The following is a 16854-nucleotide window of genomic DNA, read 5'->3' as shown; positions in this document are numbered from 1 at the left end:
TTATCATCGCCTTTCCCAGGAGAGAAAGACATGAACACGCCGAATTACGGCTTCCAGTGGCAGAGCGGCGCGCGCGGCGCCGACCGGGCCGTCTTCGACGAGGGCCTGCGCCGCCACATGCTGCGCGTCTACAACTATATGGGCATCGGGCTGGTGCTGACCGGCCTCGTCGCCTTCATCGTGGGCACCACGCCGGCGCTCTACGTGCCGATCTTCTCCAGCCCCCTGAAATGGGTGGCGATGCTGGCGCCGCTCGCCTTCGTGCTGTTCTTCTCGTTCCGCATGCAGTCAATGTCGGCGAGCGGCGCACAGACCATGTTCTGGGCGTTCTGCGCGGTGATGGGCGTGTCGATGGCGTCGATCTTCCTGGTGTTCACCGGCACCTCGATCGCGCGCACCTTCTTCATCGCCGCGGCCATGTTCGGGGCCACCAGCCTCTACGGCTACACCACCCGGCGCGACCTCTCGCAGTTCGGCTCGTTCCTGATGATGGGGCTGATCGGCGTGGTGATCGCGAGCCTGGTGAACCTGTTCCTCGGCTCGACCATGCTGCAGTTCATCGTCTCGGTGGTCGGCATAGTGGTGTTCGTCGGCCTTACCGCCTGGGACACGCAGGCGATCAAGGAGCAGTACGCCGACCATTTCGATTCCGAATCGCAGCAGAAGCTCGCTGTGTTCGGCGCGTTCTCGCTCTATCTGAACTTCGTGAACATCTTCCAGCTCCTGCTCAACTTCACCGGCGAGCGCGAGTGAGGAAGATTCCCCACGCGGAGGATCCCAGATGAACGAGCAGGATCGCCAAGCCATTGACGGCCTCTTCGCCAGGCTCGCCGAGGCCGAGCAGCGCAGCGGGCCGCGCGACGGGGAGGCGGAGGGCTTCATCGCCGAGCGCGTCGCCGGCCAGCCCGCCGCGCCCTATCTGATGGCGCAGACCATCGTCATGCAGGACTACGCGCTGCAGCAGGCGCAGGCGCGCATCGAGGCACTGGAGCGTCAGGCGGCCGAACTGGAACGCCAGGCGGCGGAGACGGCGCAGCAGGCGCCGGCTTCCGGCGGCTTTCTCGGCGGGCTGTTCGGCTCGTCACAGCCGCCCCAGCGCCGCGGCTCCGTCCCGGCCATGCCCCGGGCCGCGACGCCCGCGGCCGTGCCCGCGGGCCCCGGTCCTTCGGGCAATTGGGGGCCGAGTGCCGGCGGGCCACCGCAGGGCGCGCAGCCGGGTATGAACGCGGGTGCGGGCGCGGGCATGCAACAGGGCTTCGGTGCCCGGCCCGGCTTCGGCGGCGGCGGCGGCTTTCTCGCCGGCGCCGCGCAGACCGCGATGGGTGTCGCCGGCGGCGTGCTGCTCGGCCATGCCATCGCCGGCATGTTCGGCGGCAGCGAGGCGCAGGCCGCCGAAGCTCCGGCCGACACCTCCGCCGCAGCCGACACGTCGCAGGAGACGGGGGCTGATGCCTCCGCTCAGGACGCGGCCGCGCAGGACGCCTCCTACGAGCCCGACCAGAGCGCCGACGCCGGCTATGACGACATCTCCGCCTCCGACGAGGGCGGCTGGTTCGATGGCGGCGGCTTCTTCGGCGACGGCGAGATCTGACCACCCGGGATCCGCGCCCCCTCGATCACGGGTACTTGAAGGGCCGGCCTCCCCGCCGGCCCTTCCTTTATGGCGACCCGGTCTTGCCTAAGGGAAAGTCCGGATGTCCGATGCCCGCCTGCCGGTAGCGTTAGCGTTCCTCCCTCGCCGCGAGCTTCCTTCCCGCGATGACCGACAGCGCCGTTCCGACGCCCAGCCCCTTTGACACCGCCGCCGCCCCGCTGCCGACCTCCTGGCACGCCATGCCGCACGAGGAGGTCGCGGCCCGGCTCGGCGTCTCGCTCGACGGGCTGAGCGAGGACGAGGCGCGCCAGCGGCTGGCCGAGCACGGGCCGAACGCGCTGCCCGAGCCGCCCCGCCCGAGCCCGATCCGGCGCTTCCTCGCCCAGTTCAACAGCGCGCTGATCTATTTCCTGCTGGCCGGCGCGGCGGCGGCGTTCGCGCTCGGCCACGTGGTCGACGCGGTGGTCATCATCGCCGTGGTGATGGTCAACGCGGTCGTCGGCTTCCTTCAGGAAGGCCGCGCCGAGCAGGCGCTGCGCGCCATCCGCAACATGATCTCGCCCCATGCGGCGGTGATCCGCGGCCGGCAGCGCATCAGCGTGCATGCGCGCGACCTCGTGCCCGGCGACCTCGTGCTGCTGGAGGCGGGCGACCGGGTGCCGGCCGATACGCGCCTGCTGCGCGCGCGCGGCATGCTGATCGACGAATCGATCCTCACCGGCGAATCCGTGGCCGCCTCCAAGCGCGAGGAGCCGGCGGCGGCCGACGCGGCGCTCGGCGACCGGCATTCGATGGCGTTCTCCGGCACCACGGTCGCCGCCGGCCAGGGGGCGGGGATCGTCGTCTCCACCGGAAGCCACACCGAGATCGGCCGCATCGGCCGGCTGATCGCCGAGGTCGAGCCGCTGGCGACGCCGCTGCTGCGCCAGATCGACAATTTCGCCCGCCGCTTCACCTGGGCGGCGATCCTCGCGGCGGGCGCGCTGTTCGTCTTCGCCGTGGCCGTGCGCGGCTATGGCTGGACCGAGGCGCTGATCGCCGTGGTGGCGCTGGCGGTCGGCGTGGTGCCGGAGGGCTTGCCTGCGGTCATCACCATCACGCTGGCGATCGGCGTGCGGCGCATGGCGCGGCTCAACGCGGTCATCCGCCGCCTGCCGGCGGTGGAGACGCTGGGCGCCACCTCCGTCATCTGCTCCGACAAGACCGGCACGCTGACCCGCAACGAGATGACGGTCCGCCGCGTCGTGCTGCCGGAGACCGACGCGACGGAGGCGATCGAGGTCTCGGGCGCGGGATACGAGCCGGTCGGCACGCTGAGCTGGGCCAATTCGGGCGATCCGTCCGCGGCGGCCGAGGCGCTGGCCCGCTGCGGCCTGCTGTGCAACGACGCGCATCTCCACGCCAGGGACGGCGTCTGGCGCGCCGAGGGCGACCCGATGGAAGGCGCGCTGGTCGCCTTCGCCGCCAAGGCGGGCCTCAGCCCGGCGGTGGAGCGCGGCGACTGGCGCCGGCTCGACGAGATCCCCTTCGACGCGGCCTACCGCTTCATGGCGAGCCTCCATCGCGGCCCGCAGGAGGAGATCGCCGTCTTCGTGAAGGGCGCGCCGGAGGCGGTGCTCGCCATGTGCGCCCTTTCCGCGTCCCAGCGGGAGCGCTGGGGCGAGGCGATCGCCGGCGTCGCCGCCGAGGGCGAGCGGCTGCTCGGCTTCGCCATGAAGACGCTCGACGCCGCGCCCGACCGGCTGACCTTCGACAACGTCGCCGGCGGCTTCTCCTTCCTCGGCCTCGCGGGCTTCATCGATCCGCCGCGCCCGGAGGCGATCGCCGCCATCGCCGAGTGTCGCAGCGCCGGCATCGGGGTGAAGATGGTCACCGGCGACCACGGCCTCACCGCCGGCGCCATCGCCCGCCAGCTCGGCCTCGCGCGCGAGCCGGTGGTGGTGACCGGCGCCGAGGTCGACGCGGTGTCCGACGCGGAGCTGGTGGAACTGGCGGGCCGCACCTCGGTGTTCGCCCGCACCAGCCCGGAGAACAAGCTGCGCATCGTGCGCGCGCTCCAGTCCACCGGCGCGGTGGTGGCGATGACCGGCGACGGGGTGAACGACGCCCCCTCGCTGCGCCAGGCGGATGTCGGCATCGCCATGGGGGTGAAGGGTACGGAGGCGGCCAAGGAGGCGGCCGAGGTGGTGCTGCTCGACGACAATTTCGCCTCCATCGTCGCGGCGGTGACGCAGGGGCGCACCGTCTACGACAATATCCGCAAGATGATCGCCTGGACGCTGCCGACCAATGGCGGCGAGGTACTGTCGGTGATCGGCGCCATCGCCTTCGGCTTCACCATGCCGATGTCGGCGGCGCAGATCCTGTGGATCAACCTCGCCACCAGCATCACGCTCGGCCTCGCGCTCGCCTTCGAACCGACCGAGCCGGGGATCATGAACCGCCCGCCGCGCCGCGCCGATGGCGGTCTCGTCACCCGCTTCATGCTGTGGCGGATCGTGCTGGTGTCGGTGCTGTTCATGCTGGCGACGGCGGCGATGTTCACCCTGTCGCTGGCGCGCGGGCAGGGCATCGAGATGGCGCGCACCATCGTGGTCAACACCATCGTGGTGATGGAGATCTTCTACCTGTTCAGCGTGCGCTTCATGCACATGAGCTCGATCACCTGGCGCGGGGCGCTCGGCACGCCGGCGGTGCTGGCGGCGCTGGTGGCGGTGGTGGCGGGGCAGTTCGCCTTCACCTACCTGCCGCCGATGCAGCACATGTTCGGCACCCGGCCGGTGGCCCTGCTCGACGGGGTGATGATCGTCGGCGTGGGCGTGCTGCTGATGCTGCTGCTCGAAGCCGAGAAGGCACTGGTCCGCCGCTTCCGCCTGTTTGACCCTGAGGATCTCTAGGCACGGGCGTCACAGCGCCTTTTGCCGGCTCAGGCCACCTGGCAGCGCAGGCGCGGCGACCACACCTCCGCCGGCTCCGGCCGGCCGTAGCGGAAGCCCTGCGCATGGGTGATGCCGAGCCCGATCAGCGTGCGCTCGACCGCCTCCGTCTCCACGCCTTCCGCCACCAGGTCGAGCTCCAGCCGGCGGGCCAGCTCGACGATGGCGCGGATGGTGTTGGTTGCCTCGGCCGAGGCGGCACAGGCGGAGACGAAGGAGCGGTCGATCTTCAGCTCGGAGAAGGGCAGGCGCTGGAGCTGCGCCAGCGACGAGTAGCCGGTGCCGAAATCATCGATCGACAGCGCGAACTGCTTCAGCCGCAGTCGCACCAGAATGTCGAGCGCGTCGACGAGGTTGGTGATCGCCGCGCTCTCCGTCAGCTCCAGGATGAAGCAGGAGCAGTCGAGACCGCGCGCGCGCACGATCTCGGCGAACTCGTCGGCCACGGTGAGCGACATCAGGTTGCGCGTCGACAGGTTGACCGAGACCTGCGCGTCGATGCCCTCGCTTTTCCAGCCGGCGAGGACGTCGGCCGCGCGCCCGAGAATCCAGCGCGTCAGCGGCTCGATCAGTCCGCTCTGCTCGGCGAGCGGGATGAAGTTGATCGGCGATTGCAGGCCGAGCCGGGGGTGATTCCAGCGCACCAGCGCCTCGAAGCCGGTGATCCGCCCGCCGGGCAGGCGCACCTTGGGCTGCATGAAGAGCCGGAACTCGTCGTTCTCGATGCCCTTGGCGATGGCGTCGGCGCCGAGCGGGTTCTCGTGCACGATCCGGGTCAGCAGCTCGTTGAGCCTCGCCATGCCCCACGGCTTGGTCAGCGTCCCAGCGATGTCGAGCCCGCGCTCGCGCCCGAGCAGGGCCGCCATCTCGAGCACCTTGGCGTCGACCCCGCTGACCAGCACGATGCGCGCATTGCTGCCGCGCTCGGCGAGGGCGCGGATGGTCTCCACCCCGTCATAGCCCGGCATCTGCAGGTCGAGCGTGATGTGGGTGGGGCGCCACTCGGCCAGCGCCCGGTCGAAATCCTCGAAGGTGGTGACCGAGCGGGCCTCGTAGTTGAGCATGCGGATCGCCGTCACCAGCAGGGCGCCGATGTCGGGCTCGTCGTCCAGAACTAGGAACCGGCACTCAGGCATGTTCGGCCTCCTGGTCGATCAGGCGGCGGATCGCGGCGGCCATGTCGGCGACCGCGGGCGGCTTACGTACAACGGCGCAGCGCGGATCGCGTTCGATCCAGGGTGGCAGAACATAGGCGTCGAAGCCCGAGCAGATGATGATCTTCATCTCGGGCTGGGTGTCCAGTACCTGGCGCGCCAGCATCACGCCGTCCACCCCACCCGGCATGGCGATGTCGGTCACCATCACGTCGATGCCGAGCCCGGCGCGGAACATGGAGAGCGCCTCCTGCGCGTTCGCCGCCTCCCGGGTGGCGTAGCCGAGGCCGCGGATCTGGCTCACCAGCATCTTGCGCACGTTGTCCTGGTCATCGACCACCAGCACGCATTCGTCCGGCAGCGCCCGTTCGGCGGTGGCGGAGGTGGCGTCCGCCACGTCGCCATCCTCCAGCGGCAGGTTGATGCGGATCGTGGTGCCCCGGCCGACCTCGCTGTAGAGCGCGATCCGCCCGCCCGAGCGCTTCACGAAGGCGTAGACGAGGCTCAGCCCGAGGCCGGTGCCCTTGCCGCGGTCCTTGGTGGTGAAATAGGGCTCGAACACCTGCTCCTTGACGTGCTCAGGGATGCCGGTGCCGGTATCGGAGACGGTGATCTCGGCGTAGCGCCCCGGCCGGAGGTCGCCCAGATGCGCGATGTCGGCCTCGGTGAAGGTCTGCACGTCGGTGCTGACCACGAAGCGGCCGCCGTCCGGCATCGCGTCCATGGCGTTGACCGCGAGGTTCATCAGCGCGGTCTCGAGCTCGGTGGTGTCGACCTTGCAGCGGCAAGGCGTCTCGGATTCGCGGAACACGACCTCGATGTTGCTCGCGAAGGAGCGCTTCATCAGCACCAGCATGTCCTCGACGAGGTCGTTGATGTCGACCGTGTCGGCCTTGAGGATCTGGCGGCGCGAGAGCGCGAGCAGGCGCCGGGTGAGCTCGGTCGCCCGGTTCGCGCCCTGCAGCGCGCCGCGCACCAGCGTCGCCTCCAGCGAATCGGCGGCGACGCGCTGCTGCAGTGGCTCCAGATTGCCGATGATGACCGTCAGCAGGTTGTTGAAGTCGTGGGCGATGCCGCCGGTCAGGCGGCCGATCGCGTCCATCCGCTGCAGGTGGCTGATCTTGGCCTGCGCCTCGCGCTGCTCGGTGACGTCCTCGAGGACGGCGATGGCGTATTCGGCCTGCCCGTCCGCGCCGCGCTTGACTGACATGGTGATGCGCGCCCAGCGCTCATGGCCGTGCCGGTTCAGGCAGCGGGCCTCCTCCACGCTCTGGTCGATCTCGCCGCAGAACAGGCGACGGGTGGTTTCCTCCATGATGCCGCGATGCTCAGGATGGATGAAGGTGAAGAAGCTCCGCGCTTCCAGCTCCTGTTTATCGTATCCAAATACCGTTGCAATATGAACATTCGACCGCCGCCAGCTGCCGTCGGCATTGAGGTGGGCGATGCCGATCGGGGCCTGCTGGAAGGTGGCGCGGAACTCGTCCTCGCTGTGCTTCAGCGCCGCCAGCCCCTCCGCCCGGTTCATCGCCGCACCGACCACGTTGGCGACCGACGACAGGAAGGTGATGTCGCTCGCGTCGAACCGGCGGACGGCATCGCTGTGGAGTGCGAACACCCCGCTCACATGGTCGGGGCCGTGGATCGGCACCGCGAGCGTGGAACGGATCTCGTGGATGCCGAAGACGGCCGGCCGCCCGTCCTCGGGCTGCTGGCGCCAGTCCTCGATCGCGACATGGGAGTTCGTCAGCGTCGGGCCGAAGACGGACTGGCAGGCCATCGGAATCGCGCGCGGATCGCCGGTATCCTCCCAGCCATGCGCCGCGATCATGGTCAGATGGTCGGTGGAGGGGGCGTAGAGCCAGACGCTGCCGCGCGGCATGCGCAGCACCTTGCAGGCACACTCGACGGCTTCGCGGAACAGCGCGTCGGGGGTGCTGTCGGTGAGCGCGAGATTGCCGAGCCGGACCAACTCGGCGAGCTGGGCGCTGCGCACCATCTCCGCTTCCTGCGCCTCGCGGCGGGCGGTCACCTCGCGCTGGAGCTCGGCGGTCCGGCGCTCCACCGTCTCCTCCAGCCCCGCCAGCAGGCGGGCCCGCTCGATCGCCACGCCGGCCTGCTGGCCGACCGCGGTCAGCAGGCCGCGCATGCGCTCGTCGATGGCGACGGGCTCGGGCAGGCGCAGATTGAGGCTGCCGAGCGTCTGGCCGTCGATCGCGATCGGGATGTGCAGATGGTCTTCCGCCGGCCGGCCATCCGCGGGCACGGAACGGCGCCAGTGGACGCCGCTCGCCTCGTCGGCCTCGACCGGCTGCGAGGTGAGCGGGATCTCGGTCGGGTAGATTCCGTCCCACGCCGCCGGCATGGCGGCAGCGGGGGTCTGGTCCTCCAGCGTCAGCCAGCCGGCATCGGCGTCCAGCAGCTCCACCACGCCGCTCAGCGCCTCGTGCAGCACCGTGTCCATCGAGGTGGAGCGGTTGAGCGCCTCGATGATCCGGGTCAGGCCGTCGAGGCTCTTGATCGAGACTTCGAGGTCCTGCTGACGCCCGCGCAGGTCGTCGTTGAGCCGCACCGCGGCGTCGTAGGTCGAGATCAGCAGGTCGAGCACCTGCTTGCGCTCGGCGGTGATGAAGTGGCTCTCCCCCTGCAGCTCGATCTGCACGCCGAGATGCATCTTGTCGCTCGCCCGCAGCCGGCTGTTGGCCGTCAGGTAGCGCAGCCGGGCGATGAGGTGGTCGCCGTCATAGGGCTTGGTGATGAAGTTGTCGGCGCCGCAATTGAGGCCGGCGATGACGTCGCGCGGGTGCGACATCGAGGTGACCAGCACCACCGGCACCGACTTCAGCTCCGGGTCGTCCTTGATCGCCTTGCACAGCTCGTAGCCGCCCATGCCCGGCATCACGACGTCGCTGATGACGAGGTCCGGCCGCTCCTGCCGCGCCAGCTCCAGCGCCTCCTGCCCGTTGGTGGCGGCGGCGACGCGGTAGCCGGCGTCCTCCAGCAGCCAGCGCAGATGCTCGGCCTGGGTCGGGCTGTCCTCGGCCATCAGGATAAGTTCGGCGCGCAGCTCGGTCTCGGACGACCTCAGGGTGTTAGGAATCTGCATGATCGACCTCCATGCCGACCAGGCGGCGCAGTTCGGCGCCGATCCGGTCGGGTGGCAGAACGAGGCTGGATTTCGCGGCGGCGACCGCCGCCAGCGGCATGCTGGCGACCGCGCAGCTCGCCGGCTCCTGGACGATGATCGGCCCGCCCTGCTGGCTCAGCCGGCGGCAGCCTTCCGCGCCGTCGCTGCCCATGCCGGTGAGCAGCACGCCGATCGCCGCGCCCGCCCAGATTTCGGCGGCAGCGCCGAACAGATGGCTGATGGAGGGGCGGAAGCCGCACACCGGCGGGTCGCGGGTGAGCCGCAGCTCGCCGGTCTCGGCGAAGCCGAGCTGCATGTCGTCGGGGGCGAAATAGACATGGCCGGAACGCGCGCGCAGCCCCGTCTTCGCCATCTCCACCGTCAGCGGGCACTCGTCGTTGAGCCAGCTCACGAACGCCTCGACGAAGCCCGGCGAGATGTGCTGGACGACGCAGACCGGCGTGCGCAGATCGTGCGGCAGGTCGCGCAGGATCTGCGCCAGCACGCGTGGCCCGCCGGTGGAGGCGCCCATCACCACCATGCGGTAGCCGGGCGGGCGGGACGGAGCTGGCGCGGGCGCGGGGACGGCCTCGCGTGCCGGCCAGCGCCGCACCACCTCGACCTCGCTCATCGTGCGGATGGTCTCGAACAGCCGGCGCAGCGATCTCTCATGGTCGCGGTGGCCGGGCCCCCAGGGCTTCTCGACGATGGCGAGCGCGCCGGCCTCCAGGCTCTGCATGGAGATGCGCATGTCCGACGGCTCGAAGCTCGCCGTGACGATGATGATGCGGGTCGGGCAGCGCTCCATGATCTGGCGCGTGGCGCGGAACCCGTCCATCACCGGCATGTTGGCGTCCATGAGGATGACGTCGGGGAGGGTCTCGACGGCGGCGGCGACCCCCGCCGCGCCGTCCTCGGCGACGCCCGCGAGCGCGAAGTCGGGCTCCCCGGCCACGACCTGGCTAAGGAACGCGCGCACGGCGGCGGAGTCCTCCACGATCAGGATGCGTATGGGGCGCCTGGACATCAATGCAGTGTCAGCCTCTGGACGATCTCGAGCAGGTGGGTCTGGTCGAAGGCGGATTTGGCGACATAGGCGTTGGCGCCCGCACGCAGGCCCTCCTCCTTGTCCTCGCGGCTTTCAAGCGCGGTGACGAGCACGATCGGCTTCCTCGCCAGCGCCGCCTCGCGCCGGATCTGGCGCGTCAGCTCGAAGCCGTCGAGATTGGGCATGTCGACGTCGGAGATGATCATGTCGATGTCGACCTGGCGCAGCAGGGCGAGCGCCTCGACGCCGTCCGAGGCGAGATGGACCTCGTAGCCGGCGGCCTCGAACAGGCTCTGCTCCATCAGCCGGGTGGTGACGGAATCGTCGACCACCAGCAGCTTGCGGCGCTCGCGTCGCACCGGCGCCGGCCGTGCCGGGCGCGCGCCGTGGTCGAGCGCCAGCGCGCGCAAGAGGTCGGCCGCGCGCAGCACCGGCAGCAGGTCGCCCTCGTCGGCGACCGCCACCGCCAGAACGTGCCGCACCCGCACCAGCGGGGCGGGCAGCGGCTTCAGCAGCAGCGACTGCTCGCTGCCGAGCACGTCGACCAGCAGCGCGCCGCGCTGTTCGCCCGCCTGCAGGATCACCGCGCTCGTCCGCACCACCGGCTCGCCGACGTGGCCGGGCAGGGCCAGCACGTCCGAGAGCGCGGCCGCCGGCAGCACCTCGCCGCGCCATCTCAGCGTCCGGCCGAGGCTGCCGGCCGGCATCGATTCCTCGCCGTGTCGCACCACGCCGAGAACGTTCTCCATCGGCAGCAGGAACGGGTGCCCGCCCGCCTCCACCACCAGCCCGCGGAAGGTGTCGACGCTGGTCGGCACCAGCATGCGCACCGTGGCGCCCTTGCCGGGCATCGAGACCAGCTCGACATGGCCGCCCAGCGCCTCCACCCGGTCGCGCACGATGGCGAGGCCGAGGCCGTGGCCCGACAGGGTGGTGACGACGGTGGCGGTGCTCAGCCCGGCCCGGAAGGCGAGCGCCATCAGCCGGTCCTCCGGCATGGCGGCGAGGTCCTCGGCCGTCTCGATGCGCAGCCGCGCCGCCGATTCCCGCAGCCGGTCCATGTCGATGCCGCGGCCGTCGTCGCTGATCTCGATCGCGATGCGGCGCTCGTCATGGCGCGAGAGCCGCAGCGCGATCTGCGCCGTCTCCGGCTTTCCGGCGGCGCGCCGCTCGGCCACCGGCTCGACGCCGTGGTCGATGGCGTTGCGGGCGAGGTGCACCAGCGGGTCCTTGATGGCGTCGAGGATGCGCCGGTCCAGCACCTCGTTGAAGCCGGCGATGTCGACGTTCGCCTGCTTGCCCTGCTCGGCGGCGATGTCCTCCAGCATGGCGCCCAGCCCCTCGACGACGCTCCAGGCCGGCGAGAGGCGCAGCTCGCGCGCCTGCTCGCCGAGCGCCGAGAGCGAGCCGTCGAAGCGGCGCCGGTCGGCCGCCATCGCCCGGTGCATCTGCCGCAGCCGGCCTTCCATCAGCCTGAGGTCGTGGTCGAGCTGCTCGGGCGAAAGCGAGGCGGGACCGGCCGTGCGCAGGAGGTGGCGGCGCAGGGTGAGCTGCTCGAGCGTGTCCTCCAGCGCGTCGAGCTGCTGGTCGAGCGACTGGCGGTGGGTCAGCAGCTCGCCGACCCCGTGCAACAGCGCGTCGAGCGCGGCGATGTTGGCGCGGGTGGTGGCCGGCGCCGCCGTGGAGGGGGCCGGTGACGTGGCGACAGGTGCCGGTGCGGCCGGCGCGGAGGCTTGCGGAGTGACGGCTTGCGAAGCCGGGGCGGGATCGGCGGGGGGCGCCGCGCTCGTGCCTTCCGGCGCTGTGCCGGGCGGCGTCGCGGCCGTCGGCGTTGCGGCCGTCGGCGTTGCGGTCTGCGGCTGCGGGGCGGGGGCCGGGCTCTGGCGCGTTTCCGCGCTGATCGCGCGCCGCAGTCGTTCGACCGCGCGGCGCAGCTGCATGCCGTCGGTCGGCGCGCCCTCGCGCAGCGCGGTGGAGAGCGTCGTCTCCAGCTTCTGGCACTGGCCCTCTATGTCCTGCCGCGCGACCGAGCGCGCCGCGCCCTTCAGCGTGTGAACGATCTTGAACAGCTGCTCGATGATGGCCGGCCCGGGCTGCTCGGGCGGGGCGGGCCACTCACGCAGCAGGCCGTCCATGCCGTGCAGATGCTCTCCCGCCTCGGTCCGGAAGGCGGCGAGCAGCCTGTCGCGCAGTGCGGCCTGTCGGTCGTTCATTGGGGAGGTTCCCTCGACGAGGCGAAGGCGACCAGGGCGGAAAGCCGGCTCGCGAGGTCGTTCAGGTCGCGCGCCGAGCGCTCGACCTGCCGCGTCGCGGCGACGGTCTGGCTGGTGGACTGCTCGATGTTGCGCATGGCGGCGGCGATCTGGTCCATCCCCGCGCTCTGCTCCTGGCTGGCGGCGGCGATCTGCTGCCCCGCCCGTGCCGCCTCGGTGATGCTGTCGGCGAGCACCCCGATGGTGTTGCCGGACTCGGCCGCGCGCACCGAGCCCACCTCGGCCGCCTTCACCCCCTGCTCGGCGGCGAGCATCGCCGCCTGCGAGGCCTTCTGGATGTCGACCAGAATGCGGCGCACCTGAGCGGTCGCCTGCTTGGACTGGTCCGCCAGCGTCTTGATCTCGCTGGCGACGACGGCAAAGCCGCGGCCGAACTCGCCGGCCTTGGCGGCCTCGATGCTGGCATTGACGGCGAGCAGGTTGGACTGCTCGGCGAGGTCGCCCACCGTGGTGTTGATCTCGGCGATCGCCTCGGCCTGCTCGATGAAGCCGAGGATACGCTGGGCGACCGTCTCCATGCGCTGGCGCGCCTCCTGGCTGCCGGCGATGGTGGCCTCCACGGTGGATCGGCCGGTTTCGGCGACGTCGCTGGCGCGCTGCGCCGCCTGCGCCACCGCGCCGGCCTTCTGCATGGCGAGGGTGCTGGTCTGCTTGACCTCGATCACGCTCGAGGCGGTCTGCTTCACCGCGACCGCCTCCTCGGCGGTGGCCGAGACCTGCTGGCTGGTGGCGACCAGAATCTCCGAGCTCGCGCTCGACAGGTTGGCGGTCGCCTCGCGGATCTCGCTCACCAGCCGCGCCATCGATTCCGTCATGCCGTTCAGGCTGGTGGCGAGCAGGCTGAGCTCGGGATGGTCGCTCACCGGCGCGCGCGCCGACAGGTCGCCCTGGACGATGCGCCGGGCGACGTCGGAATAGTCGCTCACCGCCTGGCGCAGCTCCTGCTGCGTGTCCTGCTCGGAGGCGATGCGCTCGCGCAGCGACAGCGACATCGCATTGATGGCGCGGCCGAGATCGCTGATTTCCCTCGGCCCCTGATCGCCGGCCTTCTGGTCGAGATCGCCGGCGGCGATGGCGTTGGCGGTGCCGCGCAGCCGCTCGATCGGGCGGGCCAGCGCGCCGGCGCCGAAGAACGCCAGCAGCAGGCCGCCACCGGCGCCGATCGCGCCGATCAGCGAGGCGCGGGCATAGGCCTTGTAGAGCACGTCGTCGGCGGTCGTGGCGGGCTCCACCACCCACACCTTCCAGCCCGTGCTCGGCACCGTGGCAAAGCCGCCGATCAGCGGCTTGCCCTCCAGCCCGATGAAGGTGGGGATGGTGCCGGTCGCGTTGTCATTTGCCTGCGGCCAGAAGCCCTGCCCCGTCACCGTCTGGCCGGCGTCGACCAGCTCGTTGCGCGGATAGGCGAGCAGCAGGCCCTCGGCCGTGGCGACGCCGGCATGGCCGGCCCCGTCCTTGCCGACCGGCCGCTTGGCCAGCCGTCCGATCTCGCCGAGGTCGAGCCCGCCCGACACCACCGCGATCACCCGTCCGCCGGCGTCCAGCACCGGCGCGGCGAGCGGGACGATGAGCCGGCCCGTCAGCCGCGAGCGCAGCACCTTGCGGTCGACGAAGGGTTTGCGCGTCTCTATCGTCGTCTTGAACCAGTCGCGGTCGCCGACATTGAGGTCCGCCGCCCGGTCGGCCTCCGAGGCCGCCGCCGCGATCACCCGGCCCGACAGGTCGGCGAGGATGACGCTGCTGGCAAAGCCCGCATAGTTCGACTTCACCCGGGTCAGCGCCTGCTGGTCGACCGCGACGTCCGCTATGCCGCTGGTGGCGAGGGCATCGGAGAGCGTGTCGAGCGCCTGGACGTGCTTGTCGAGATAGCCGCCATAGATCAGCGCCAGCTCCTGCGCGCTCCACTGTCCGCGCAGCAGCGTGTTCTCATAGAGATAGTCGCGGATGTAGAGACCCGCGCCGACGACCACCACCAGCGCCGGTACGGCGGCGATGACGCCGGCGGCGATGATGAGAAGGGCGCGAATGCTGAACCTTGGCATGCTCTCTCCGTCAGGCTATCCGCCCACCTCTTCCTGCACCCGGAACCGGGCGTCCGTGGCCAGCAGGTCGAGGTCGACAATGTTGAGCAGGTCGCCGGCGAGGCCGACGACGAAGGGCGGCAGGCGGCCGGAGGCGTGCATCGCCGCCCCGCCGGCCGAGGGATCGAGGGAGCGCACCTCGTCGAGGAGATCGGCCGCCAGCGCGAAGCGCGTGCCGCCCGCCTCGACCACCAGCAGCAGCGCCGGCGCCTCGGCCTGGACAAGGTCCGGGTCGAGGAACCAGCCGGCCTCGACCACCGGCACCACCTCGCCGCGATTGAGCACGACGCCGCGTATGTGCGGGGGGACGCCGGGAAGCGGCAGCACCGAGCGCGGCCGCACCGCCTCGCGCAGCGCCTCCATGGCGATGGCGATCCGGTCCTCGCCGCGGCGGAAGGCGAGATAGGCCCGCTCATTGCCGGCCGGGGCGGCGGCCGGCCGCGCGGCGAGGCGCGCGGCGCGCCGGCGCAGCAGCTCGGCCTCGTCGCGCCGCCTGCCGTGGAGCGCGTCGGCGAGCCGGGCGAGGCGCTCTTCGGCGGCGCGCCAGTCGACGCCGCCCGTGCTGGCGGCGCGGGATGTGGCCGATGGGCCGTCGGGGTCGAGCGGGGCGTCAGACACGGTCGCGCGTCTCCCCCCGTCGGCCGCTGCCGCGCGGCTCGTTCGCCGGGCCGTTCCCGGCCGGCCGTCCCTGGCCGCGCCGCAGCCGGTGCTGCAGCCCGGCGAGGCGGAGCTGCGCCGAGCCGTCGGCGCCGTCGATATAGAGCGCGCGCTTCAGGCTCTGGAAGGCGCCGTGATGGTCGCCCTCCATCTCCTGCAGCGTCGCCATCAGGTGCACGAGGCCGGAATCGAGCGGCGCCCGCGCCATCGCCAGCGCGCAGAGGCGGCGGGCTTCCGCGAGGCGGCCGGCGGCGATCAGCGCGTCGAGATGGGCGACGAGTTCGTCGCGCGCGAGCGGCGCGGACGACGGGGTGGCCGCCTGGCTCGGCGGCGGCATGGCGGCCGGGCGTTCGGCCGCGCGCGGCATGGGAGCGCCCGCCGGGCGAGTGGCTGGCGCGAGACCGGCCGACGATTTCGCGCGTGGCGGCCGGCGGAACAGCAGCAGTTCCTCGTGGTCGCTCCGCAGCAGCGGGTGGAACAGTTCGGGCGAGGCTTCGGACGGCGCGCTGACCAGCACGCCCTGCGGGGCCAGCCGGCCGGCGAGATGCTCGGTCACCCGCCGCCGCGCCGACGGTTCGAGATGCATCAGCACGTTGCGGCACACGATGATGTCGAAGGCCGGCTTCAGCGTGGTCCAGGGGCCGCTTTCCGGGTCCAGCAGGTCGCCGAGGCCGAACGTCACCAGCGCCCGCAGCGGCGCACCGGCCTCGAACTGGTCGTCCTGCTGCCGGAAGTGGAGCGCCCGCCGCTCGGGCGAGACCTCGCGCAGCGACCAGGTGCGGTAGCGCCCGCGCCGGGCCTCTTCGACCGCGCTCGCGCACAGGTCCGTGCCGATGATGCGGATGTCCCAGTCGGCGAGGTCGGGCAGCCTTTCGGCGAACAGGAGGGCGAGGCCGTACGCCTCCTCGCCGCTGGAGCAGCCCGCGCTCCAGATCGCGACGTCGCGCCGGCCGGTGGCGCGGCGGGCGGCGATCAGCGGGTCGACCACGTGGCGGGCGAGCAGCTCGAACCAGGACAGATGGCGCAGCAGCGAGGATTCGCGGATGGTGATGGCTCGGATCAGGAGCTGCAGCTCCGGCCCGTCGAGCGGCTGGCCGGCGGCCCGCGCCAGCAGTTCCTTCAGCCGGGCCCGGGAGCCGAGCTGCGGTCCAAGCCCGGCGACCAGCCGGTGGGCCAGCTCGTCGTCGCCGAGGCTGGCGCGCAGCAGCCCGAAGCGCGAGACGAAAAGGTCGCGGACCTCGGCCAGCAGCTCGGGATCGACGGAGCGCTCGGGCGTCATTGCGCGAACTCCCGCCGCACCGCGTCGAGCTCCAGCCGCTCCTCGTCGGAGAGGAAGCGGTCGAGATCGGTGATCAGGAGGATGTCGTCGTCGATGACCGCCGCGCCGGCGATGGTCTCGCCGTCGCGCTCCAGCCCGTAGCGGGAGACGTCCGCCGCCGGGACCTCGATCACCGCGGCCACCTCGTCGACGACGATGCCGACCACCTCGTCGCGGGCCTTCGCCAGCACGATGCAATCATCGGCTTCGGACGGACGAGGATCGTATCCGAGCTTGCCGCGCAATCCGTATATGGCGACGAACCGCCCGCCATGGATCATGCCGCCCGCGACGTTGGGCACCGGCCGCGGCAGGGGCAGCGTCTCGACCATCGCCTCGACGCGCAGAACCTTCTCGAGCGGCAGCGCCATCCGCACCTGATCGATCTTGAACGGCAGTAAAAGCAACGGCGATGCTCCTGAGAGTACCGGGACGTCACTCTACGCCAATGATTTAACAATTCAAATAAGATAGAAATATATTTGGAATATTTGGTTTCGAGAACCTGATTCCGCGATCGCCCAATCAACCGCCTGCCGCTGTAAATACCGCCCCCGCCGCAACTCGCTTGCACGACAACGAACGGGTTGCACGGCACTGCACCATCCCCACCGTGATTGCTGGCGTCCGGTGCCGGAAAACGGTGCAGATGCTTGAAAAAAGAAA

Annotated in this window: 11 protein-coding genes; 3 read left to right on the top strand and 8 right to left on the bottom strand. The window is 71.1% G+C overall.

Going from position 1 to position 16854, the window contains the following annotated elements:
• The first annotated feature begins 30 nt into the window (after nt 1-30).
• The 3 genes from NVS89_RS07200 to NVS89_RS07190 all read left to right on the top strand — a co-directional run bounded on the left by NVS89_RS07200 (nt 31) and on the right by NVS89_RS07190 (nt 4491).
• Nucleotides 31-753 carry a Bax inhibitor-1/YccA family protein gene (locus NVS89_RS07200; RefSeq protein WP_258731920.1) on the top strand — a complete coding sequence of 241 codons (723 nt, stop codon included), beginning with the start codon at nt 31-33 and terminating at the stop codon, nt 751-753.
• 28 nt (nt 754-781) lie between these two features.
• On the top strand, nt 782-1591 hold the full coding sequence (locus NVS89_RS07195; protein WP_258731919.1) for a DUF2076 domain-containing protein: 810 nt from the start codon (nt 782-784) through the stop codon (nt 1589-1591).
• 167 nt (nt 1592-1758) lie between these two features.
• Nucleotides 1759-4491 (top strand): HAD-IC family P-type ATPase, encoded by a 2733-nt coding sequence (locus NVS89_RS07190; protein ID WP_258731918.1) that lies wholly within the window; start codon nt 1759-1761, stop codon nt 4489-4491.
• A 29-nt stretch (nt 4492-4520) separates the two neighbouring features.
• On the opposite strand, the gene NVS89_RS07185 is transcribed toward NVS89_RS07190, so the two are convergent.
• Genes NVS89_RS07185 through NVS89_RS07150 form a run of 8 tightly spaced genes read right to left on the bottom strand, consistent with a single transcriptional unit; the run spans nt 4521 to nt 16595 of the window.
• The gene (locus NVS89_RS07185) at nt 4521-5666 is read right to left on the bottom strand and encodes an EAL domain-containing response regulator (protein ID WP_258731917.1); all 1146 of its coding nucleotides are present in this window, start codon (nt 5664-5666) and stop codon (nt 4521-4523) included.
• Nucleotides 5659-8790 carry a response regulator gene (locus NVS89_RS07180; RefSeq protein ID WP_258731916.1) on the bottom strand — a complete coding sequence of 1044 codons (3132 nt, stop codon included), beginning with the start codon at nt 8788-8790 and terminating at the stop codon, nt 5659-5661. Before NVS89_RS07180 ends, NVS89_RS07185 begins: the two co-directional genes overlap by 8 nt.
• A complete protein-coding gene (locus NVS89_RS07175; RefSeq protein ID WP_258731915.1) occupies nt 8777-9838 on the bottom strand; it encodes a chemotaxis protein CheB in 1062 nt (353 codons plus the stop codon). Before NVS89_RS07175 ends, NVS89_RS07180 begins: the two co-directional genes overlap by 14 nt.
• Nucleotides 9838-12072 (bottom strand): hybrid sensor histidine kinase/response regulator, encoded by a 2235-nt coding sequence (locus NVS89_RS07170; RefSeq protein WP_258731914.1) that lies wholly within the window; start codon nt 12070-12072, stop codon nt 9838-9840. The genes NVS89_RS07175 and NVS89_RS07170 overlap by 1 nt, the downstream gene beginning before the upstream one ends.
• On the bottom strand, nt 12069-14174 hold the full coding sequence (locus NVS89_RS07165) for a methyl-accepting chemotaxis protein (RefSeq protein WP_258731913.1): 2106 nt from the start codon (nt 14172-14174) through the stop codon (nt 12069-12071). The genes NVS89_RS07170 and NVS89_RS07165 overlap by 4 nt, the downstream gene beginning before the upstream one ends.
• 15 nt (nt 14175-14189) lie before the next feature.
• Complete coding sequence (locus NVS89_RS07160) at nt 14190-14831, bottom strand: chemotaxis protein CheW (protein ID WP_258731912.1); 642 nt, start codon at nt 14829-14831, stop codon at nt 14190-14192.
• Nucleotides 14824-16149 carry a CheR family methyltransferase gene (locus NVS89_RS07155; RefSeq protein WP_258731911.1) on the bottom strand — a complete coding sequence of 442 codons (1326 nt, stop codon included), beginning with the start codon at nt 16147-16149 and terminating at the stop codon, nt 14824-14826. The genes NVS89_RS07160 and NVS89_RS07155 overlap by 8 nt, the downstream gene beginning before the upstream one ends.
• Entirely contained in the window at nt 16146-16595 is a 450-nt protein-coding gene (locus NVS89_RS07150; RefSeq protein WP_258731910.1) for a chemotaxis protein CheW, read from the bottom strand. Before NVS89_RS07150 ends, NVS89_RS07155 begins: the two co-directional genes overlap by 4 nt.
• Nucleotides 16596-16854 lie beyond the last annotated feature (259 nt).

Origin of the sequence: Ancylobacter mangrovi (genome assembly GCF_024752355.1) — a bacterium.
In the GTDB taxonomy this organism is placed as follows: Bacteria; Pseudomonadota; Alphaproteobacteria; order Rhizobiales; family Xanthobacteraceae; genus Ancylobacter; species Ancylobacter mangrovi.
Note: the sequence above shows the minus strand (reverse complement) of the source record. Positions and strands in the feature narration are given on the sequence as shown.